General features: G+C 63.6%; 17 protein-coding genes. 13 read left to right on the top strand and 4 right to left on the bottom strand.

The features are described from left to right. The first annotated feature begins 116 nt into the window (after positions 1 to 116). The 6 genes from tkt to ASD79_RS00950 all read left to right on the top strand — a co-directional run bounded on the left by tkt (position 117) and on the right by ASD79_RS00950 (position 7,629). Positions 117 to 2,078 (top strand): transketolase, encoded by a 1,962-nt coding sequence (gene tkt / locus ASD79_RS00975; protein ID WP_056719194.1) that lies wholly within the window; start codon positions 117 to 119, stop codon positions 2,076 to 2,078. Between the two features lie 174 nt (positions 2,079 to 2,252). Next, positions 2,253 to 3,221: an NAD-dependent epimerase/dehydratase family protein gene (locus ASD79_RS00970; protein WP_056719193.1), complete on the top strand. Its 969-nt coding sequence runs from the start codon at positions 2,253 to 2,255 to the stop codon at positions 3,219 to 3,221. A gap of 3 nt (positions 3,222 to 3,224) precedes the next feature. Further along, on the top strand, positions 3,225 to 4,124 hold the full coding sequence (locus ASD79_RS00965) for a class I SAM-dependent methyltransferase (RefSeq protein ID WP_056719192.1): 900 nt from the start codon (positions 3,225 to 3,227) through the stop codon (positions 4,122 to 4,124). A gap of 81 nt (positions 4,125 to 4,205) precedes the next feature. After that, the gene (locus ASD79_RS00960) at positions 4,206 to 5,390 is read left to right on the top strand and encodes a glycosyltransferase (protein ID WP_056719191.1); all 1,185 of its coding nucleotides are present in this window, start codon (positions 4,206 to 4,208) and stop codon (positions 5,388 to 5,390) included. After that, complete coding sequence (locus ASD79_RS00955) at positions 5,369 to 6,625, top strand: glycosyltransferase (RefSeq protein WP_156400309.1); 1,257 nt, start codon at positions 5,369 to 5,371, stop codon at positions 6,623 to 6,625. The genes ASD79_RS00960 and ASD79_RS00955 overlap by 22 nt, the downstream gene beginning before the upstream one ends. A gap of 275 nt (positions 6,626 to 6,900) precedes the next feature. Further along, entirely contained in the window at positions 6,901 to 7,629 is a 729-nt protein-coding gene (locus tag ASD79_RS00950) for a class I SAM-dependent methyltransferase (RefSeq protein WP_056719187.1), read from the top strand. A gap of 40 nt (positions 7,630 to 7,669) precedes the next feature. On the opposite strand, the gene ASD79_RS00945 is transcribed toward ASD79_RS00950, so the two are convergent. The 4 genes from ASD79_RS00945 to ASD79_RS00930 form a co-directional block, all read right to left on the bottom strand. After that, complete coding sequence (locus tag ASD79_RS00945) at positions 7,670 to 8,212, bottom strand: dTDP-4-dehydrorhamnose 3,5-epimerase family protein (protein WP_156400308.1); 543 nt, start codon at positions 8,210 to 8,212, stop codon at positions 7,670 to 7,672. Positions 8,213 to 8,217: 5 nt separating this feature from the next. Beyond that, positions 8,218 to 9,036 (bottom strand): ABC transporter ATP-binding protein, encoded by an 819-nt coding sequence (locus tag ASD79_RS00940; RefSeq protein ID WP_082584759.1) that lies wholly within the window; start codon positions 9,034 to 9,036, stop codon positions 8,218 to 8,220. A gap of 4 nt (positions 9,037 to 9,040) precedes the next feature. After that, positions 9,041 to 9,832, bottom strand: a complete 792-nt coding sequence (locus tag ASD79_RS00935) for an ABC transporter permease (protein ID WP_056719182.1) — start codon at positions 9,830 to 9,832, stop codon at positions 9,041 to 9,043. Positions 9,833 to 10,003: 171 nt separating this feature from the next. After that, the gene (locus ASD79_RS00930) at positions 10,004 to 11,665 is read right to left on the bottom strand and encodes a polysaccharide pyruvyl transferase family protein (RefSeq protein ID WP_162252321.1); all 1,662 of its coding nucleotides are present in this window, start codon (positions 11,663 to 11,665) and stop codon (positions 10,004 to 10,006) included. 339 nt (positions 11,666 to 12,004) lie between these two features. On the opposite strand from ASD79_RS00930, the gene ASD79_RS00925 reads away from it, so the two are divergent. The 7 genes from ASD79_RS00925 to ASD79_RS00900 all read left to right on the top strand — a co-directional run bounded on the left by ASD79_RS00925 (position 12,005) and on the right by ASD79_RS00900 (position 21,576). Then, positions 12,005 to 13,660, top strand: coding sequence for an AMP-binding protein (locus ASD79_RS00925; RefSeq protein WP_162252320.1), 1,656 nt, complete (start codon positions 12,005 to 12,007; stop codon positions 13,658 to 13,660). Then, positions 13,657 to 13,893, top strand: a complete 237-nt coding sequence (locus ASD79_RS00920) for an acyl carrier protein (protein WP_056719177.1) — start codon at positions 13,657 to 13,659, stop codon at positions 13,891 to 13,893. Before ASD79_RS00925 ends, ASD79_RS00920 begins: the two co-directional genes overlap by 4 nt. Positions 13,894 to 13,897: 4 nt before the next feature. Continuing rightward, on the top strand, positions 13,898 to 14,752 hold the full coding sequence (locus ASD79_RS00915) for a WcbI family polysaccharide biosynthesis putative acetyltransferase (protein ID WP_056719175.1): 855 nt from the start codon (positions 13,898 to 13,900) through the stop codon (positions 14,750 to 14,752). A gap of 29 nt (positions 14,753 to 14,781) precedes the next feature. Further along, positions 14,782 to 18,831, top strand: a complete 4,050-nt coding sequence (locus ASD79_RS00910; protein WP_156400306.1) for a glycosyltransferase — start codon at positions 14,782 to 14,784, stop codon at positions 18,829 to 18,831. A gap of 139 nt (positions 18,832 to 18,970) precedes the next feature. Next, entirely contained in the window at positions 18,971 to 19,942 is a 972-nt protein-coding gene (locus ASD79_RS23080) for a right-handed parallel beta-helix repeat-containing protein (RefSeq protein ID WP_082584758.1), read from the top strand. Positions 19,943 to 20,021: 79 nt separating this feature from the next. Beyond that, the gene (locus tag ASD79_RS24830; protein ID WP_156400305.1) at positions 20,022 to 20,240 is read left to right on the top strand and encodes a hypothetical protein; all 219 of its coding nucleotides are present in this window, start codon (positions 20,022 to 20,024) and stop codon (positions 20,238 to 20,240) included. Positions 20,241 to 20,373: 133 nt separating this feature from the next. Then, a complete protein-coding gene (locus ASD79_RS00900) occupies positions 20,374 to 21,576 on the top strand; it encodes a threonine ammonia-lyase (protein ID WP_056719170.1) in 1,203 nt (400 codons plus the stop codon). Positions 21,577 to 21,579: the final 3 nt, after the last annotated feature.

Here is a 21,579-nt window from a genome sequence, read left to right as displayed (position 1 = left end):
GCGCCCAGAGCCGTTGGAGCCCGAAGACCGCCCGTCATGCTTGACCCGACAGGAGGTCCATGCCACCTGCGCCCGGCGCAGATACGCCTACACATCAAAAGATAAGAGCCAAGCTCATGCCCGTTTCGCCCATCAAAATGGCCGACGCGATCCGCGTCCTTTCCATGGACGCGGTTCACAAGGCCAAGTCCGGCCATCAGGGCATGCCGATGGGCATGGCCGATGTCGCGACGGTGCTGTGGAGCAAGTTTCTGAAGTTCGACGCCAGCCAGCCGAACTGGGCCGACCGCGACCGCTTCGTGCTGTCGGCCGGCCACGGCTCGATGCTACTCTATTCCCTTCTTCACCTGACCGGCTTCAAGGCCGTGACGATGAAGGAGATCGAGAACTTCCGCCAATGGGGTTCGATGACCCCCGGCCACCCCGAAGCGCACCACACGCCGGGCGTCGAATGCACCACCGGCCCGCTGGGCCAGGGCCTGGCGATGTCGGTCGGCATGGCCATGGCCGAGGCCCATCTGGCCTCGCGCTTCGGCAAGGATACCGTCGACCATCGCACCTGGGTGGTCGCCGGCGACGGCTGCCTGATGGAGGGCGTCAGCCATGAGGCGATCAGCCTGGCCGGCCGCCTGAAGCTGTCGAAGCTGACCGTGCTGTTCGACGACAACAACACCACCATCGACGGCGTGGCGACCATCGCCGAGACCGGCGACCAACTGCTGCGCTTCAAGGCCGCCGGCTGGGCGGTCAAGGCCGTCGACGGCCACGACCACGGCAAGATCGCCGCCGCCCTGCGCTGGGCGACCAGGCAGGACCGCCCGACCCTGATCGCCTGCAAGACCCTGATCTCCAAGGGCGCTGGCCCCAAGGAAGGCGACCACCACAGCCACGGCTACTCCCTGTTCGACGACGAGATCGCCGCCGCGCGGGTCGCCATGGGCTGGGACGCCGCGCCGTTCACCGTGCCGGACGACATCGCCAAGGCCTGGAAGAGCGTCGGCCGTCGCGGCGCCCGCGTCCGCAAGGCCTGGGAAGCCGGCCTGAAGGCCAGCGCCCACGCCGCCGACTTCGAGCGCGCCATGAGCGGCCAGCTGCCGACCGACGCCTTCGACAGGCTGACGGCCCACATCGCCGCCTCCGCCGAGGCCAAGCCCGCCAACGCCACCCGCGTCCACTCCGGCGCCGCCCTCGACCAGCTGATCCCGGCCATCCCGGAGATGGTCGGCGGCTCGGCCGACCTGACCGGCTCGAACAACACCTTCGTCAAGGGCATGCAGCCCTTCGACGCCCCCGACTACGCCGGCCGCTACGTCCACTACGGCGTGCGCGAATTCGGCATGGCCGCGGCGATGAACGGCATGGCCCTGCACGGCGGCGTCATCCCCTATTCGGGCACCTTCCTGGCCTTCGCCGACTACAGCCGCCCGGCCATCCGCCTGGGCGCGCTGATGCAGGCCCGTGTGATCCACGTGATGACCCACGACTCCATCGGCCTGGGCGAGGACGGTCCGACCCACCAGCCGGTCGAGCAGATCGCGTCCTTGCGCGCCATGCCCAACCTGCTGGTCTTCCGCCCGGCCGACGCGGTCGAGACCGCCGAGTGCTGGAAGATCGCTCTGGAGCACCAATCCAGCCCGTCGGTAATGTGCCTGTCGCGCCAGAAGGTCCCGGGCGTGCGCGGCGACGCCAGCCAGAACCTGTCCGCCAAGGGCGCCTACGAGCTGCTGGCCGCCGAGGGCGGCGACGCCGTCGTGACGATCTTCTCGTCGGGCACGGAAGTCTCGATCGCCGTGGCGGCCCGCGACATCCTGCAGGCCCAGGGCAAGCCGACCCGCGTCGTCTCGACCCCCTGCTGGGAGCTGTTCGCGCAGCAGCCGGCCGCGTACCGCGAGGCGGTGATCGGAACCGCCCCGACCCGCGTCGCCGTCGAAGCCGCCGTCCGCATGGGCTGGGAGCGCTTCATCGGCGAGGACGGCAAGTTCATCGGCATGACGAGCTTCGGAGCGTCAGCGCCGTTCGAGCGCCTGTACAAGGAATTCGGCATCACCGCCGAGGCCGTGGCGGCGGCGGCGGCGTAAGCCCCGGCCCACTCCGCAATTGCTCGGCGACACGATGAAGCAGACGCCTTCGCTCTGGCCGCGGCGGGTCGTTACCCCGTGGCGTCAACAACTTAAGGGCGTCCAAGCCTCTCTGGTCCTTGGCACGTCTACGCCCATCGGCTAGAGGGGTGCAACGTGCAGGGATGGAGTCATATGAAAACAGCGTTGGTTCTCGGAGCGGGTGGGTTCATCGGTGGCCACCTTGTGAAGCGTTTGAAGTCAGAAGGCTTCTGGGTGCGCGGTGTCGACCTGAAGCTTCATGAGTACGCCGAGACCGAAGCCGACGATTTTGTCGTGGCGGACCTGCGCGACTCTCACGTCGTGCGTAATGTGGTCGATCGTCGGTTCGACGAGGTCTACCAACTGGCCGCCGACATGGGTGGCGCTGGCTACATCTTCACCGGCGAGCATGATGCGGACATCATGCACAACTCGGCGACCATCAACCTGAATGTCGCTGATGCCTGCCACAAGCGCACGATCAAGCAAGTCTTCTATTCGTCGTCGGCCTGCATGTACCCGGCCTACAATCAGGAAGACCCAGACAACCCCAATTGCGCCGAACACAGCGCCTATCCGGCCGCGCCGGACAGCGAGTATGGCTGGGAGAAGCTGTTCTCCGAGCGCCTGTTCCTGGCCTACAATCGCAACTACGGCATGCGTAACCGCGTGGCCCGATACCACAACATCTTCGGTCCGGAAGGCACCTGGCAAGGCGGCAAGGAAAAGGCTCCGGCCGCCGTTTGCCGCAAGATCGCCTTGGCCGCCTCGAACGACACCATCGACATCTGGGGCGACGGCTTGCAGACCCGCTCATTCCTGTTCGTCGACGAGTGCGTCGAAGGCACCACCCGCCTGCTGCGCTCGGACTTCGAAGGCCCGGTCAACATTGGGTCGAACGAAATGGTCACCATCAACCAACTGGTTCACATGGTCGCCGACATCGCCGGCAAGTCCATCGAGATGAACCACATTCCGGGCCCGACCGGCGTGCGGGGCCGCAATTCCGATAACCAGTTGATCCAGGAACGCCTGGGTTGGGCGCCATCGCAGACCCTTCGGGCGGGAATGGAACGCACCTACGCCTGGGTCGAACAACAAGTCCGTAGAAACGCGGCCTAGTCGATGCCCTTCAAGCTCCGCCTGCCCGCAGCCCTCGAAGAGCGCCTTCGCGCTCGCCTCGAGCGCTGGACGATGCGCCACTATCAGCTGCCCTATCCGCCCGGGCATTTCTACATGCCCGTGGCGAACTTCCAGAACATCGTGAACCGGGACATCGACCGTCTTCCCGCGGTCGATCCGGACTCCTTTCTCGATGATGCCCTGGTTGGCGTTACATTGCAGGCCATCGGTGAGACGGCGGCCGAGCAGGGCGAGCTGCCCGACTACTTCGATCCGCGCATCAACACGCTGGGTCTGGGTTTCGGCGAAGTCGAGGGGCACGTCGCCTATAGCGTGGTGCGTCACGTAAAGCCGTCCGTGGTGCTGGAGTTCGGCGCGGGCGTCTCGACCTTCTATTTCAACGAGGCGCTCAAGCGTAACGGCTCTGGCCGCATGGTGGCGGTGGAACCCTATCCCAGCGCCAACCTCGTGACCTTCTGCACCGCGGAAGGCATAGATCTGAAGAACTGGTCGGCCCAGGATTTCAAGCTGGAGGACGCGGGGCCGCTCGACGGTCGCGTCGTGGTTTCAATCGACACCACCCACGTCCTGCGGGCCGACTCCGAGCTGCCGAATCTGCTGCTTCGGATCATCCCGGCGCTGCCCAAGGGTTCGCTGATCCATTTCCACGACATCTACTGGCCTTATGCGACGCTCTTCAGGGAGCATGAGATGTCGCGATACGCCGCGGTGTGGAATGAGAGCCTCGCCTTGATGCTGCTGCTGCAGGGCAACCGTGACCTGGAAATCCTACTGCCGATGTATCATCTCATCCGCGAGGGTGATGAACGCTTCGGAGCCGCGGTTCCGCGCTATCTCAAGACGCGTCAGGTCGGTTCGTCTCTTTGGTTGCGTCGCGTCTAGGCATCGCTCGACGATGCGTCACCTTGATGGGGCGGCGACCATCGACGCGTCTAGCTCCCGTCTGTTTTGGAGGATTTGGGAGTGATCAAGCGAGTCTTTCTCATCGATCCCATGTGCGTGCTCGACTTTGGTCACAACCCGAAATCGCTCCTGTATTTTTCGGACTATTTCGCTTCAGCGGGTTACGAGCCGATCCCGGTCGTCTGCCGGTACTTTCCGCTGCTGACGGGCGAGTATGCCAAGTTCGAGCGCCGGTTCGACTACTATTACCAGCAGTTCGTACCGATCAAGACGGCGCCGGCTCCGCCGCCCAAGGGCTCCGGCGATTGCCTCGATCCGCTCGAAGCGCTGTCCTTCGCCGAGTTTAGCCAATGGTTGGACGACGATGCGATCGGCGCCGACGACCATCTGTTCTATCCGAGTGTCGATTTCTACGGCGTCTGCGGTCTGCTGCGGGCGCTGATCGCGAGAGGCGCGCAGAACATCCCACGGATACATCTGCGGTTCATCGGGGTAATGGAGAACGCCACACGTTCGACGAACAAACCCCTGGCCCACATCGGCAAGCTCCTCGAAAGCCTGGGTCAGACCGATCGTGTCACGCTGTCCGCCGAAAGCCCCGTCTACTCCGACAACCTGCGGGACACGTTCAAGCGAGAGGTAGGCTGGACGCTCTATCCCCTGGAGTCAGCCCCCGCGCCGTTGCCGGCCACCGGGTCCTACCGGGTATTTTCCGCCGGCGCGGGGCGCGGGGACAAGGGCTTCTTCCGGTTGTTGAACATCGCGCGCCTGTACGCCAAGACCTATCCGAAAGACAATGTCCAGTTCGTGGTTCAGAACGTTCCGGTCGCCGAGGAACGACACCAGACGCACTATGTTTCCCAGCTCTATGCCGCGCCGAACATCGACCTGCTGCCCGCGCGCCTGTCCGACGACGAACTCGAGGCCCAATACGCACGTTGCAGCTTCCTGATCATGCCCTACGACTACGAAACCTACCGGTTCCGCGGGTCAGCGGTATTCATGGAAGGCGTTGCCAAGCATCGCCCGTTCGCCATCGCGTCCGGAACCGGATTTCACCCCTTGGTCACCCAACTGGAAGCCGCGTTCAATTGTCCGGGCGACGAGGATTTCGTCCACACCATCCGTCGCTTCAGCCAAATGACCGTGTCCGACGTCGCACCCCTGACGGATAGAACGGCCGCCCGCTACGCCGAACTCGCCCGGACTCAGATGGCTTCAGTTTGGACCGAGGTGAGCGCGTGAGGATTCTCTTTCTCGATCATGCCTTCCACCGCAAGACCGGTTCTTCGCGGTTCTTTCTGGATTTCCTAAAAGGTTTCAGCGACGTCACGCTGGAGTTCTTCGACCCACTGATAGCCGACAGCGAAATCGAGCGTCTGGTCGCGCTGAACTTCACGGACTTCGATCTGGTCGTCGTCTGGCAGCTGGAAGCCCTGGCCTTCCTGCCCATCTCGGTTGGAGCCAGCGTCCTGGTCATACCGATGTACGACGGCAGCGGCGCTCAGCCCGCCGAGCACTGGGCGGCGCTGTCGGACGCCAGCATCCTGAACTTCTCATACAACCTGCACGTGGCCACCCGAGAGCTGATGGCCAGCGCCAAGGTCGTGCAATATTTTCCCGATCCGAAACCGTTCGCGCTCGCCAAGGACTTCGAGCGACCGCGGGTGTTCTTCTGGCACCGACGGGGCGACCAGCTCGATCTGGAAACGGTGTTTCGATTGCTGCCCGGCAATTTCGAGTCGATCCACGTCCATATCGCCCCCGATGACCCCGACGAGGAGGTCACCCTGCCGTCGTGGGCGTCGCGCTACGGCGTGACCAGCTCGCGCTGGTTCGACGACCCCAAGGGTTTGTCGGACGTGATCGACAGCTGCAACGTCGCGGTGTGCCCGAGGTTCTCCGAAGGCATCGGCATGTTCATGTTGGAAGCGATGGCGCGGGGGATGTGCGTCATCGGTTCCTCCTGGCCGGTGCACAACGAGTACATCGCCAACAATATCAATGGCATGTTGTTCGATCCGGGCTCCTACGGCGCGCTTGACCTTTCCGACGCAGAACGCCTGGGGACCATGGCCCGCAAGGGTGTCGAGGCCGGGCGTCTGCGCTGGGAGGAGGACCTCAAGGCCCTGCCGGCGTTCGTCGCCGCCTGCGCGACGCTGAAGCGCCCGCCCTCCCTGACGCCCGCCACGGCGCTGCGGCTTGTTCGTAGCTATTTCGAGGATATGGAACTGTACCGGCAACTGGCGAGCGGCCTGGTCGCCGGCAACCCCGCCATGGCGCGCGCCCTGAAAGCATCCCGCGGACCCGAGGATCTGGCCCGTGCGGCCGAGCGACAGGCGATGGGCGTGGCTCGGCAGCACCTTGAGTCTCTGCGCGAGGGCCTCGGAAGAATACCCGGCTGGCGTCGCTTGCGCGCCCTGCTGCCCTCCCGCGTGAAGATCGTGCTGGCGCGACTGTTCATGGCGGTCCGCCGCTAGAGCATCTTCGAGTGAAGTGGATACTGGTTCGCGTGAAGAAAAAGCTCGAAAACAAAAACTTGGAGCGCCTAACCGGGGCCCGCCAGCCCAAAGAACGACGATCTCCCCAATATCGGTTTGCGATTTTGACCGCATACCGTTACGCGGTAAGCCCTGCGCCGGCGCCGCGCTAGCGTCTGATCGAACGGACCGCATGACGCTGTCCCGCCGATCAGGCCGCCTCGCGCCATTAGGCGCGGAGCCAACAACACGTAGGGCTAGGGGCATCGGTTCATATGAGCATCGACAGTTATCTCGACAGCGGCTTCGACGACGTGGAGGGTTGGTGCAGTCGCCGGATCGTCGAGATCATGGGCCACTTCACGGAGATGTCGACCGCAGCCGGTGTCATCGGCGGGGCCTGCGAGATCGGCGTCCACCAGGGCAAGTTCTTCCTGGGCCTGGTCAACGCGGTGAACGGGCGGCAGTCTCTGGCCATCGACATCTTCGACCACCAGAGCCTCAACATCGACCACTCCGGCGGCGGCATCAACGACATGCTGGCCGGCTTCAAGGCCAATGTTCAGAAGTACGCGCCGTACCCGGAGAACGTCTCCGAAATCGTCAAGGATTCCCTGGCGCTGAACCCGTTGGACACGGCGCACATCCTGGGCCGGTTTGGCCCCTTCCAGCTGTTCAGCGTGGACGGCGGACACATGCACCAGCACTTGGTCAACGACTACCATTTCGCTGAAAACGTCACGGCGCCCGGTGGGGCGATCATCATCGACGACATCCTCAACGGCGGCTTCCCCGGCGTGATCGAGGGCGTCGCCCGTCTGTTCCTGCAGGGCGCGCCTCGTTTCGCGCCGCTGCTGCTGGGGCACAACAAACTGATCATGGTCGGCCTGAGCTATCACCGCCGCTATCTGGAAGACCTGCATGCCCGGTTGGCGGCGGCCTATCCCGACATGACAATGTGGCGGACGAAGTTCTTCGGCCACGACATCATCTCGCTGGTCTGATCGCAGGAGGCTCTAAAGCGCCTCAGCCCCCTCGAAGGCGCTAGAACGCGCCTTCGAGGTCGGCCAGTGATCGCGCCGCCAGATCCCGCGGCGACAACCGACTCCGGTCGGGCGTGATAGGCCAGGCGATGCCCAGGGCGGAATCGTCATATCTTAGCGCGCCCAGCGCGCGAGGCTCGAAACGAGCGGTCAGCTTGTAGTGAAGCTCCACCTCTGCTTCCAGCGTCTGGACACCATGGGCCACGCCTGGCTCCAGGTAGATCCATACGGTTGGATCGTCGAGCACCCTCTGGTCGACCTGGCCAAAGCCGGGGCCGCGGAGATCGACGGCGACGTTGAACACCGCGCCACGGGCGACCCGAAAGAGCTTGCCCTGTTGATGCGGCGGGAACTGGAAATGCAGACCGCGGACAGTCCCCGCCTCGCTCGAGCGCGAGATGTTGTCCTGGACGAATCCAGGAACGCCCGCGGCGGCGAAGATCTCGGCGTTGTAGATTTCGGCCAGCCACCCTCGCGGGTCGCCATTGCGCTCCGCCCGAATGATGCACCCCATATCGCGCACCGGTTCGAAGGCGTAGCTCAAGGACGTCAAGCCGGTTCGGAGTTCATGTACAGGTGCCAGACCTCGGCCGGGTCGCCGTCCGCCCGGATGACGCCCTGATCGACCCAGACCGCCCGGTTGCAGAAGTTCACCAGAATATCGGCCGAATGGGTGGCCAGCACCATGATCCGCGCTTGCTGGACAAGAGATCGGATGCGGTCACCCGCCTTTTCGATGAAGAAGGCGTCGCCCGCGCCGATGACCTCGTCAAGAACCAGGATATCCTTCGGGCGCGCGGTGGCCAGGCCGAAGGACAGCCGGGTCATCATACCGGCGGAATAGGTGCGCACGGGAAGGGCGATGAATTGGCCCAACTCCGCGAACTCGACGATCTCATCCCGGATGCGCGCGCGTTCGCGCTTGTCGAATCCCAGGAGGCGGGTGACGTACTCGATGTTCTGCAGGCCGGTGCGCTCAAGGTCCATGCCGCCGCCGATCTCCAGCAGCGAGGCCACCGAACCATTGATCTGTACGCGACCGCTGGAGGCGTGGTGCACCCCCGCCAACAACTTGAGCAGCGTCGTCTTGCCCGCGCCATTGCGACCGACCAGCCCGACGCGCTCACCTTCGTTGATGGATAGGCTGACGCCGTTCAGCGGGTTCACATAGAGCGCCCCACCGCCGTTGCGCGCGATCCTGCCCATCGAGAGCGTCTTGGCCAGGCCCGCGAAAAGCGAAATCTGCTGAGCCTGCGCGAAGACGGGCAACCAGACCGAGGCATGCAGGAGCTCGATCGAGGCGTGGCCGTTCAGCGACACCGGGCTCGCGACGGACGCATGCTTGGGGGGGGGAAAGGGTGCGGTCATGGACCTAGAGCCAACTCACGACGGTTTTTCGGGTGGATGCGAAGGCCCATAGGCCGCTGACCAGGAATACGGCGCTGAGCAAGCTTGAGGTGACCCAGATTTCCAGAGGCGGGGTCACGCCCATCAACGGCGCCCGCATGAGTTCCAGCATATAGTAGAACGGGTTGTACTTGACGATCAGGCTGTGACGTCCAACGGACTCGGTGAACCAGAACACCGGGGTCACGACGAAACCAAGGGTCATCAGGCTGGCGAGGGCTGGGCGGACGTCACGAAAGCGCGCGCCGAGCACGCCCAGGCCGAGATTGAGGCCGAGCATGCCAACACTGACGATAAGCAGGGCCGGAATGAACTCGATGATCCGCCAGTTGGGGACGAACCGGTAAAGCAGGCAGGCGACGACGAAAATGATCATCTGGTGGAACAGAAGGATCATCTGTTCCAGCATCTTGCCGATAGGATACAGAGACAGCGGCAACGGGAAGCTCGTCACCATGCCCTTGGCGCGCAGAAGCGCGGCGGCCCCGTCAGTCACATTCGCGGTCAGAAACACCCATACCGGTAGGCCCGCGGCCAGATAGATCGTCATCTTGCTGAAATCGACGTGAAAGACCTGGCTCTGCACATAGCCGAGGCCAAGCACCCATACACCTTGCGCCACGACCACCCACAAGGGGCCCAGCGCGGTTCTGTGATAGCGGCTGCCGATGTCCGTGAACGCAAGATACCAGGCGATGTTGATTTGCTTCACGCCACGGAAGAAGTCCATGACGCCAAATGGGATGCTCAGGGCCATATCTACCTTACGTTCTTGCGCGGCCAGACGTACCGCACAGCATTTCGGAGCGCCGGCCCGTGGGCGTATCTACACGGCGAGGTTGGCAACCCGCAAGGGTCAGTTTCCTCTCGCGCGACTGTGGCCTCATGAGGGCGGGACGCGCATGAGATGCCCAAATAGAAGCCACGGTCAGCCTCCCAGCATGCGGCGAAGGTCCCGAGCGCCGGTGTCGAACCGGGTCATGCGCCCCCCGGCCTCCAGTTGGGCGCAGGCTAGATCGACGACCGTATCGGCCCCGAGTTCGCGCAATCTCAGCGTCAAGTCCACGTGGGCGCCCGGCCCCGCGACGCGCCCTTCCAGGCCGCGCCCCTTCAATCGCCAGGCATAACGACGCCAGACGGTGTCGATCTGAACGAACGGCTCCTCTGGCGTGTCGTAGTAAGGCGGATCTCCGCCTTCGCCGAAAAATCGGAGCAAGAAGAAGCGCGCATCGCAGGGACGGCTGGCGCGCAGATAGATGGAGAACGTGGCCGGCTCGCCCGCCAGCAGTTCCAGATGCTCAAGCCGCTGGAGAAGGTCTATGTTGACGGCGGCGTTCGCCGCCTCGCGGACGTGGACACGGGCGTAGTGACGCGGCGCGCCCTCGACATCCACCTGGCCCAGCTTGAAGGGACGCCGCGATTGATCGGCGACCACGCCGCTGCTGTGGAGGAAGTAGCGCCAGTGGTCGGCCGCCGGGGTCTGTCCAGCGTAGACTATCGGCGAATCCGCTCGGGTCCACTCGTCGAACTGCGGGTTGCGAAGCGTATTGCGGAAGGCCGGCGAGGCGTCGTCGGCCGTCGTCCTGACGGGCGGAACTGATGAAATCGCTGGCGGGCTTGATCGTGCCGTTGAGTTTTCGGCGGATACGGCGACGCCTCGCTCGCGCAACCGATCGTGCAGCATGCCGCGCAGCCATTGGGCATGGGGAGCAAGATCGGGCGGCGCGGGCGACCAATCAATCGACGCCATCTCTGAATCCGACCAGCGGCGCTGGAAATGGGTGAACGTGCCGTATCGCGACGGCGCGTAGACGTCGTCCGCGGTGATCAGAACAACGGGCGTGCCGAGGGCCAGGCAGGGCAGAGCGCAATGCAGACGGCTGGTCACCACCAGTTCGGCGCCGGCATAGAGCTCGAGCAGCGCCTGGGCGTGAGAGAGTTCGTGAACCGCTCTGAGGTTATCTTCCCAACGGTCGAGCCGCGGAAACAGCATTGCCGGAGCGCTTTCCGGCGCATGCGCCAGATCTTCGATCGTGGAGAGGCCCTTCCAACCGCTGCGGGGCCCAACCATCGCCTCCCAGCGGGAAGGCTCGTCGGCGTGGCGCGCGGCGTTCAGCGGACGGACGAACATCCCGCCGCCGGGCGCCCTGACGTGGTCGACCAGCAGTGCGTCGCGCGAGAGGTGCTCCGGCAGACCGGCCATCGCCGCGTCGGAAAGATCGACCAGGATCACGCCCTGTCTTTTGACCGGCGGCGACGTCTGAAGGGTCAGCGTCAGGCAGCCGGAAAAGTAGCTTTCAACTCCGTGGGCCCGCAACAGTTCGAGCGTCGCGGGATCGCGGGCCCCGATTGGCCCCTGGGCCTTCAGGTGAGCCACGAACTCTGGAGTCATCAGGTGCGGACTCAGGCGCGTGCCGATGTACAACGGCCGGATGGGCGGTTGCGGCCCCCAGCCGATGGGCATCTCCTCCGAGAGGTTCCCGGCCGCGACGAGCAACACTTCGCGCGAGGCGACGATGTCGTGCAGCCCCTCGCGGTCCAGATACATATCAACGCCGCCCAACAGGCGCACCGCGCCCAGCGACTGCATCGCGTCCCCGACATTCGTCTCGTCGGCGAACGGCCGATCGTACTTAAGCACCGCGGTTAAGGGACAAGACATCACGCCAGCTCCAGGACACAGGTCTTCATCGACCGCCGGCGCGGCGTTCGACGCCCGGCGCGGGCACACGCCTATCAGGCAAGACCGGCAACGTCATTCCCTGGCGGTGACGATCGGCATAAACGGTTGCACCCGTTGCGGTTGCCAACTCTCAAGGCTAGAAATCCCAGCGCCCGCCATGGGAAGCGCGAACGCTGCTGGGCTTGCTTATGATTCGTTGGAGCACGCCTCCTGAAAGACCTGTCGATGAACTCCAGTGAACGCGTCTTGAGCGACACCGTCCTGACGCATGGCCTTTCGCAGGGCGAGAAACCTTGCGCGATCTTCAAGTCGATCCGCGGCGAGACGCCCTACACCTACGCTGACCTGCGTCGCGATTCGCTCGCGGTGGCGGCCGCCTTAGCGGCCTTCGGTGTCCAGCCGGGTCAGCCAGTACTGATCTTTGAAAAAACCTCGCCGCAGTTGTTCGCGGCATTCTGGGGCGCCATGGCGTTGGGGGCCGTGCCCGCGATCATGCCGCCGCCCACGCCAAAGCAGAAGGAAGAGCTCTACTGGTCGTCGCACGTCCGCCTGTTCGAGCGGATCGGGCCGGCCGCCCTGCTCGTCAACTCCAGCCTCATTCCGGTGTTCTCGAACCGCTGCGGAGCATGGGCGGATCGGCTGGTGGATCTGCACGTCGCGGCGGCGGGCGCGCCGATCCCGACCACGGCCTTGCCCATCCTCAAGGCCGCGGATGTCGCCTTCCTTCAGCACTCGTCGGGAACGACCGCGCTAAAGAAGGGTGTGATGCTGACCCACGAGCGGGTGTTCGCGCAGTTGGACCGCTATGGTGCGACCATCGGCTTCGAGCCGCAGGATCTGGTCGCGTCGTGGCTGCCGCTCTATCACGACATGGGCTTGATCACGAGTTTCCTCATGCCGCTGGTCGCTGGCGCGACCGTCGTGTCGATTGATCCGTTCGAGTGGCTCGTCCGGCCCGCCATGCTGCTCGAGGCGGTCCGCGACCATCGGGCGGGCTTCAGCTGGATGCCGAATTTCGCCTTCGCCCATCTCGTGAACGTGGTTGTCGACACCGGCGCGCACGACCTGTCGAGCCTGCGGATGATCGGGAACTGCTCGGAGCCCTGCAAACTATCCGTCCACGAGGCCTTCACCGCTCACTTCGCGCCCTCGGCCCTGCGGCCGGAAGCCGTTCAGGTTTGCTACGCGATGGCGGAGAACGTGTTCGCCGTCAGCCAGACCCCGACCGGGTCTCCAGCCCGAGCCGTCCGGATCGACCGTAAGGCGATTGAGCGAAACACCGTGCGCTTCGTGGCGGAAGACGAACCCGGCCTCGACGTCATGTCGTGCGGTCGCCTGCTTTCCGACATGTGGATCAGACTCGTCGATGACCAGGGCCGGGACGTCGGCGAAGGACAGGCCGGCGAAATCGTGATCGCGGGGCCATCGCTCTTCGAGGGCTATCTAGCCCTGCCGGAGCGCACCGCCGAAGTGCTGCACGATGACGGTTACCATACGCGCGACCTCGGCTTCGTCGTCGATGACGAACTGTTCGTGCTGGGGCGCGTCGATGATCTGATCATCGCCTATGGCCGGAATTTCATGGCCCATGAGATCGAGGCGACTGTCAGCGCGGTCGACGGGATCAAGCCCGGCCGCGTGGTCGCGTTCGGGCTCGACACGCCGGGCGCCAGCGGACGCGAGATGGCCGTCCTGTTCGAACTGCTCGACGGCACGGAGCCGACGGCCGCGGTGGCGGCCGTGCGCCGCGCGATTGACGCCTCCGCCGGTCTCCTGCCGCGCTATGTCGAGGTCGCTCCGTTAGGATCGCTGAAAAAAACCACGAGCGGAAAAATCAGCCGGTCGCTAAACAGAGCCGAGTTCGAGCGATCGCTTGAGGCATTCAAAGAGGGCGCGCAATGAGCACGGAAGACGTCGGAACCTCCGTCCGAAAAATCATCGCGAATTTCTTCCATCTGCCCGAAAGCGCCATCGTTGATCAGACGAAAGCGGAGGAGGTTCCAGGATGGGACTCGTTCGCTCATGGACAATTGATCCTCGAACTGGAGACGCGACTTCGCAAGACCCTGCCGATCGACCGACTGTTTGATGTGGATGATGTTGGCCAGTTGATTGCCGTCATCGAAGGACGTTAGTGAAATGAAGCCTGTTCTAGCGGTCTACGGCAACTGCCAGGCCGGGGTGTTCTGCCATGCGTTGCGTCGAGTGCCGGCGATCAATGAGCGCTATGAGGTCGTCTATATCCAGAGCTTCGGCGACGAAGACGATCGACCCGACATTACCCCTGACCAGGCGGCGCGCTGCGAGATCTACTGGCGGCAGGTCGACGAGCATGCACGCTTCAATCCCGATGAACAGCTGGCCCAGGCGCGGAGGATCACGTTCCCAGCCGTGGACCTTGGTCTCTACTGGCCCTTCCAGACCCACGATCCGCTGTTTGGGCCCGAACCCGAATTTCCCTTTGGCCGCTATCCCTACGGCGATCGGGTCGTGGTCGAGCTAAGCCAGCGCACGCCGCCTCCGGAAGACACCACCACCGCCTACCACGCGCTCGCCAACGAGCGTCTGGGCAATATCGATCGGTCGCTGGACCTGGAATTGCACCGGCTGCAGCGCCGAGAGGCCAACGCGGACGTTAAGATCGCGGCCTTTATCTTCTCGAGCTTCCGTGTCGAACGTCTCTATTGGGCCTACAATCACCCCACCTCTATCCTACTGGGCAAACTGTTCATCAGGCTGGCCGTGGCGACCTGGCCCGAGGCTGGCGATCCGAACGTCGAAATGGGGCGAGTCGTCGCCGACGCCTTCCGGGGGTGGGAACCTTTCGACCATCAACACGTACCAATCCCGCAAGTCGTCGCCGAAAAGCTCGGACTAATCTGGTGGGGGCCGTCGCTAAAATATAAGTATCTTGACCTTTACCTTTCAGAACAAGAGTACATTGAAGAATACTACAAGATTCGTCGGGAACGTTTAGAAAATTCTTCGGTTTGATTGTGGAAGTGAATATTGGGGGACGGCGATTGATCGATCATCGTGATGTTTCGCGGGTGCGGGCAGGTATTAATCTCACGCGACTGCAGTCGGGCGGCAAGGGTGCAGGCGGAGCTGGTCTGTTCGCGCTTGAGTTCGCGCGCGTCGCGAGTGAACTTTTCGACGTCGATATCTTCGTCAGGCCCGAGAACGAAGCGATCGTGCGCAAGTTCCTGGGGAAGGACTCGCGTGGCCAGGTGGTCAAGCTGGAGCGCCCGGAGCTGGCGCTGACCAACGCCTCGAGCGCGCTCGACCTCTATGTCGATCCCCTGAACGGCCTGGAGCCGTATGAGATTTCGACGTTCGCGGTTCCCGTCATCCACGACATGCTGTTCCTCGAAGAACCGCAGTTCTTTGATCAATGCGAGCTCGACTTCCGGCGGGAGCACTACGGCTCGGCCATCGACCGGGCCGATCTGGTGCTGACCGTCAGCAGCAACGAAGTGGACAAGATCAAGCGCCACTTCGGCAAGAAGGCCGTCGATTGGATTCCGCAACCTCCCTACTTCTCGCTGCTCGACCAGGAAGCCTCGCCGACCGTCGCCGAGCGGCGAAACCTGATCTTCCCGGCCGTGCAGTGGAACCACAAGAACCACTATCGACTGTTTCAGGCCTTCATTCACCTGATCGAAACTGAACAGCTCCCAGACGATGTCGATTTGCTGTTTTCGCGAGTCTTCCCCATCGAGGCGAACACGCGACTACATCACCAGTTGCTCACCGACGCGCGCCTGGGCCAGCGCATCCGCCCGATTCCCTATCTTTCGACGCCGGACTTCGCGGGCCTGCTGAACAACTCGCTCGGCATGGTCTATCCGTCGCTGTATGAGGGCTGGGGCGTCCCGGTCACGGAGTCGGCCCTCAACGGTCTGCCGTTGCTGACGTCGAACTCCCCCTCCGCCGAGGCGCTCAATCCGCCACCGGCCAATATCCGTCAGTTCAAGAACGTTCTCGACGCTCAGCAGATCGCCAACGACCTCCGCGAGTTCGTGCTGAATCCGCCGCCTCGCTTGCAACCTCGGCCGCGCGAGACGTTCGTCGCCCCGTTCCGCGAAAAGATTCGCGAAATCGGTCACAGAGCGGTGAGCAGCCGTCGCATCAGGACCCCGATCGGTGTCAAGCCTGCCTGGCCCAAGGTGGTCCAGCGCAAGCCCGGTCTGAAGATCGTGCTGGTCTGCGAGACAGCGCCGACTCAAGAACAACTCGCGACCCTGCGCGAGCTTGTCGGCGCTGACGACGGGCAGGTCGAAGCGGTGGTGCTCATGCCCTTCGGCCAGACGGAGGCCGATTTCTCGGGCCTGGCCCGCGCTTGCCACAATGGATCGACCAAGAGTCTCGATACGGCGCTGGTCTACGAACTGGTGATGAGCCGTCGCGCTCAGGTTCTGGTTCTGGCTCCCGATGCTCTGGCGGACCTCAAAGTCAAGGTCTTGGCCGGTTCCGTCAGGCTCTTGGCTGAAGGCAAGTCGATCAACGCGATCCGCGTCGCCCCAGCCCTTCCGCCCAGGATCGCCGGCGACGTGGCCATGATGCTAATGGGTCGCATGGTCTCGGTGGCGGCCTTCGTGGACGGTTTCGGCGCCACGCCCACGCTGCTGGCCGAGACCATGCGGCAACGTCTGGTCGAGCCGGCGGTCTGCGCCGGACCCAAGCTGATCATCTGCGACCCCGCCCTGAGCAACAAGGTCGGCCACCACGCGGCGGTCGCCGACTGGATGGCGCGGGGCGCGCATGCGAACGGCCTCACCCCGCTGGTGTTCGGCAACCACGCTTGTCCGAGGGGACTTCTGGCGCCGGAAGTCGACACCTACGGCGCGTTCTCGGACTTCCTGTACGGCAACGTGGCCGACATCGGCCTGTTCACTCACGAATTCCGCTTGATGGCCGAGTTCGCCGCCGCCGGTCCCGACGACGTAATCACCCTGTTTTGCGCGACCCCGGCGATGCTGGCCGGCGCCCTGCCGTTCCTCTTGGAACGAAAGCCCGATCAGCGACCGCGCATCGTGATCCGCTTCGACCGTTCGGAGGAGCGGACCCCCAAGGCGCGACTGAGCTATGCGCAGGCGTTTGCTCGCCTAAACGGTTTGGGCCTTCGCTCCTCTTTCAGCTTCTTCGTCGAGTCGAAGGGCCTTCAGGATTATTTCGAGGACATCTGCGGCGAGGTGTTCCCGCTGCTCTTCAACCCGCTTCCCAGCGCCGGCCAGGCGGGGAGCAAGCAGGACGGGCGTCTGTGCCTGGGCTATCTGGGCGAGGCCCGGGTGGAGAAGGGCTTCCAGGTCCTGCCGTTCATTGTCGAGTACCTGCTGGCGCAGGATGACCTCCGGGACAAAGTGCGGTTCTTCATCCAAACCGGCGCCAACCCCGTCAACGAGCAGCCCCTGGTGATCAGCGCGCGTCAACAGCTCGAGCGTCGAGCGCTGAATGACGATCGCCTGGTCCTCAAAGGCTTCCTCTCCGAAGACGAGTATGCCTCGGCGATCGCCGATATCGACATCCTGATGCTGCCCTACGGCCCCGGCGACTACACGCGCCGCGGATCCGGCGTCGCCACGGAAGCGGTTTCGGCCGGCAAACCCTTGGTGGTTTCACGTGGTCTGGACATCGCCGGCACCTATGCTGGCGCGGGTATCGTCGAACCTCGCGTGCAGAATGAGCTCGGCCTGGCCCAGGCCTGCGCCGAGGCCGCGCGCCGCTTCAAGGAACTGGAAGCTCAGTCCCTGGACTACAGGGCGCGTAACGCCCGACTGTTTGGCGATGAAGCGTCGTTTGTCGCGCAAATCGTCGCGAAGCTCGATTCGACCGTCCCGCCCCGCGGCCGCCTGGTTCTCTGGATCTCCAATGACACCCGCGGCGAGGGTTCGGGCGTCGTCTATGATAGCCAGTTGTCCTACCTGGACGAGGCGGGCTTCACCTCGATCAAGTTGGTCATCCCTTATCCGAACATCCACCGCGTCACCGGCGCGGACTTCGATCACGGCGAGTTCTTGGACACACTGCAGTGGACGCCGTCCTTCGCGGACACGCCGAGGTTTCAAGCCACGCTCGACGCCTTCGCCCAAGATGGAAACAGCTACCTCAACTTCCAACGGGCCTGGCGCGAACTGGAGTTTCCCGAGGAACTGAAGCGGATCCTGCTTCACGCCGACCTCGAGTTCGCCGTGGTCAACTACGCTCACCATTCGGCGGTCCTGGAGACGCTCAATCTTTCCGATCTCCCGATGATCTGCGAGGCGCACGATATCCAGGCCTATCAATACGCGATCCAGCAGCAACGACCGGCTGATCCGATTGAAGTCGCTCATGAGTTCGAGGCGCTGAAGGACTTCGCCCATGTGGTGAGCATCAGCAAGCGCGAGGCGGACGAGATCTCCGCCACGCTCGACCCGAAGAAGGTCAGTTGGCGGATGCCTTTCATCGCCGAGCCGAGGGTATCGATCGTTGTCCCGGAGATTGGCGTCGATGACGCCGACGCCGAGCCAGCTCCGCCCCTGGAGGTCACGGATCTGCTGCTGGTCGGCAGCTTGCATGACGCCAACGTCGCCTCGGCCGCGTGGTTCATCAACACCGTCTACAAGCCGATGCTCTATGATCAGGGCGTCACATTGAGGATCGTGGGCAAGGTTTGCTCGGCGCTCGACACAGGCTTTCTCGCTGACCAGATCGACTATGTCGGCTGGGTCGGCGATCTGCGGGAGTACTATCTCGCCACCCGCGTCGTGACCCTGCCGATCGTCACGGGCGCTGGCGTCCCGATCAAGGTGCTGGACGCCTTCTCGCAAGGCTTGCCGTTCTCGATGATGGACTTTCCAGCGCCGGCGATGGATCTGCCGAAGGACTTCCCCGTATCTCGCAATGGCATCGAGATGGCCGAGGACATCATCGCCCTACTCAAGAATCCAGCCAAGGCGGCTATTCGGGCCCGAAAGGGTCTCGACTTTTATCGCAACATCGCCAGCCGGCGTCGCTACCTCGAAGCCTGGGACGGGATTCTGACTTCGATCGGCGTCCCGGCCAAGACCACGCCAGGACCCTTGATCTAGAATCCCAGGTTACACGCCAGAAATTTCAGTGCTTTTGCGCCTATTTAACTTAGCCATTGGCCCCAGCCGTCAAGAGGATTAAGAATTCCCATCCACGTCGGAGATCAATGTTCTTCAACGTATCCAAAAGGGGCTGACCATGAAGATACTCGCAATTGTCGCGGGCGTGATCGCCGTCGCATGCAGTGCGGCGGCGCCTACGTTGGCGAGCGCACAAGCCACCAGAACCTGGGTCTCGGGCGTAGGGGATGACGCCAATCCATGTAGCCGAACGGCGCCGTGCAAAACCTTCGCTGGCGCGATCTCGAAGACCGCCGCAGGTGGTGAAATCAACGTTCTGGATCCGGGCGGTTTCGGCGCGGTCACCATCACCAAGTCGATCACCATTGGCACCGATCCCGCCCTTGGCGGGATACTTGGCGCCGCCTCGAATGGCGTGGTCATCAACGCCGCGGCGACAGACGTGATTAACCTCCGCGGTCTGGTGATCAGTTCGCCGACGATCGGGGGGAGCACTGGCTTGAACGGTATCCGCATTCTCAACGCGAACACCGTCAATATCGAAAACTGCTACATCTACGGCGACCGGGCCGGCGCGCCGAACGGCAACGGCGTCTGGTTGCTCAACACCGCCGGCACGACCCGGTTGAACATCGCCAACACCACCATTAGCGAGACCGGTGTGGGTACAACCGGCGGCGCGATCCTGATCAAGCCAACCGGTTCCGGCGCCGCGACGGTCTCCCTGGATCACGTCTCGCTGCTGGACAACACGCGCGGCCTGGTCGTCGAAGCCGCCGGCACAACCGGTGCAGTTCTGATGGTCGTGGACAACTCCACGATCGCCAACAACACCCGATCTGGTGTCGCGATCATCACCGGAGCCACGGCGGTGAACACGACGATCACCAACAGCTCTTCGACGAACAACCTGACGGGCCTGTATGTAGAGGGTTCGGGTGGCGTCGTGCGGATCAACAACAACACCTTCACCAGCAATGTAACCGGGTTGCAGTCCGTCTCGAGCGGCCAGATTATCTCGTACGGCACCAACATTCTGGAAGGCAACACGTCCAACGGGGCCCCGACCTCGACCATCGCGTTGCACTAGTCGTCGGGGGCTGGGCGGATCGCGAACCGTCCGGCCCCATTTTCCCGGAACATCCGCGAATATCGGCCGTTGTTTCATCATGTCCGACAGGCATCTGACGCAGAAAGAACGACAAGGTCTGGACAATGAACTCGCGCGTGAAGAACGCGCGCCCTGGCGCTGGGACCTCCTGGGTTGCTTGATGATCCTGCTGCTGGCGCTGATCGTCGGAGGCGTGCTTCACACGCGCGGCGGCGTACGCCCGGATCCAATCGACGCGACCACTCAACCCCAGCCCGACCTGACGCCGCGGCAATAGCCTGCGCGGTCGGGCAGCTGTGAGCTGTCCCCCTCAATTGTGATCGAGATTTTCGCGCGCGTCGTCGGGCTTCATTGTCGCGGCGCGGCGCGGGGGCTAAGTTCCGCGTCCGTTTCCCAAGGCCCTGCTATTCATGACTCTGACGATCGACACAATCCGAGCCGCAGCCGCGCGATTGGCGGGCCACATTGAGCGCACGCCCTGCCGTTATTCTCGAACGCTCTCGAAGATCACCGGGGCCGAGGTCTGGGTGAAGTTCGAGAACCTGCAGTTCACCGCCGCCTACAAGGAGCGCGGGGCGCTCAACAAGCTGATCCTGCTCTCCGAGGAAGAAAAGGCCCGCGGCGTGATCGCCGCCAGCGCCGGAAACCACGCCCAGGGTCTCGCCTATCACGGCGCCCGCCTGGGGGTGCCGGTCACCATCGTGATGCCCAAGAGCACGCCTTTCATAAAGGTGCAGCACACTCGCGACTTCGGCGCGACCGTGGTCATCGAGGGCGAAGGCTATGACGAGGCTTCGGCGCACGCGTCCAAACTGCAGGCCGAACAGAACCTGACCTTCGTCCACCCATTCGACGACTACGACATCATGGCCGGCCAAGGGACGATCGCTCTCGAAATGCTCGAGGACGTGCCGGATCTGGAGATCTTGCCCGTGCCAATCGGCGGGGGCGGGCTGATCAGCGGCGTCGCCACAGCAGCCAAGTCGATCAAGCCCGACATCCGCATCATCGGTTGCGAACCGGCGATGTATCCGTCATTCACCGCCCGGATGCGTGGCGTTACCGCCCATGCCGGCGGCCAGACCATCGCCGAGGGCGTAGCGGTCAAGGTGGTCGGCAACCTGACCTACGGCGTTGCGCGCCCGCTGATCGAAGACGTCCTGTTGCTGGAAGAGTCGTACATCGAGCAAGCGGTGGCCCTCTATTGCAATGTCGAGAAGACCATCGCCGAAGGTGCGGGCGCGGCCTCGCTGGCCGCCCTTCTGGCCTATCCCGAGCGTTTCCGCGGCAAGAAGTGCGGCCTCATCCTCTGCGGCGGCAACATCGACACGCGCCTGCTGGCCTCGGTGTTGACCCGGGAACTGGTTCGCGCTCAGCGACTGGTCTCCTTGCGGATCATTGGCGACGACCGTCCGGGCCTGCTTTCCACGGTCGCTCACATCATCGGTTCGATGGGCGCCAACATCATCGAGGTGAATCACAACCGGCTGGCGCTCGATGTTCCGGCCAAGGGCGCGGAGTTCGACATCACGATCGAGACGAGAGACGCCAGCCATACCCAGGACGTCATGAATGCCCTGCGGGAGAACGGCTACCCGCCGAGAGCGGTCTGAAAT

The sequence above is a fragment of the Caulobacter sp. Root655 genome, from assembly GCF_001427665.1.
Lineage (GTDB): Bacteria > Pseudomonadota > Alphaproteobacteria > Caulobacterales > Caulobacteraceae > Caulobacter.
This window is presented reverse-complemented; position numbering and strand designations above follow the sequence as displayed.

Bases quoted from the DNA above. Each gene is read 5' to 3' on its own strand.
- tkt (WP_056719194.1), top strand. From the start codon at position 117: ATGCCCGTTTCGCCCATCAAAATGGCCGACGCGATCCGCGTCCTTTCC.
- ASD79_RS00970 (WP_056719193.1), top strand. From the start codon at position 2,253: ATGAAAACAGCGTTGGTTCTCGGAGCGGGTGGGTTCATCGGTGGCCAC.
- ASD79_RS00965 (WP_056719192.1), top strand. From the start codon at position 3,225: ATGCCCTTCAAGCTCCGCCTGCCCGCAGCCCTCGAAGAGCGCCTTCGC.
- ASD79_RS00950 (WP_056719187.1), top strand. From the start codon at position 6,901: ATGAGCATCGACAGTTATCTCGACAGCGGCTTCGACGACGTGGAGGGT.
- ASD79_RS00940 (WP_082584759.1), bottom strand. From the start codon at position 9,036: ATGACCGCACCCTTTCCCCCCCCCAAGCATGCGTCCGTCGCGAGCCCG.
- ASD79_RS00935 (WP_056719182.1), bottom strand. From the start codon at position 9,832: ATGGCCCTGAGCATCCCATTTGGCGTCATGGACTTCTTCCGTGGCGTG.
- ASD79_RS00930 (WP_162252321.1), bottom strand. From the start codon at position 11,665: ATGCAGTCGCTGGGCGCGGTGCGCCTGTTGGGCGGCGTTGATATGTAT.
- ASD79_RS00920 (WP_056719177.1), top strand. From the start codon at position 13,657: ATGAGCACGGAAGACGTCGGAACCTCCGTCCGAAAAATCATCGCGAAT.
- ASD79_RS00915 (WP_056719175.1), top strand. From the start codon at position 13,898: ATGAAGCCTGTTCTAGCGGTCTACGGCAACTGCCAGGCCGGGGTGTTC.
- ASD79_RS23080 (WP_082584758.1), top strand. From the start codon at position 18,971: ATGAAGATACTCGCAATTGTCGCGGGCGTGATCGCCGTCGCATGCAGT.
- ASD79_RS24830 (WP_156400305.1), top strand. From the start codon at position 20,022: ATGTCCGACAGGCATCTGACGCAGAAAGAACGACAAGGTCTGGACAAT.
- ASD79_RS00900 (WP_056719170.1), top strand. From the start codon at position 20,374: ATGACTCTGACGATCGACACAATCCGAGCCGCAGCCGCGCGATTGGCG.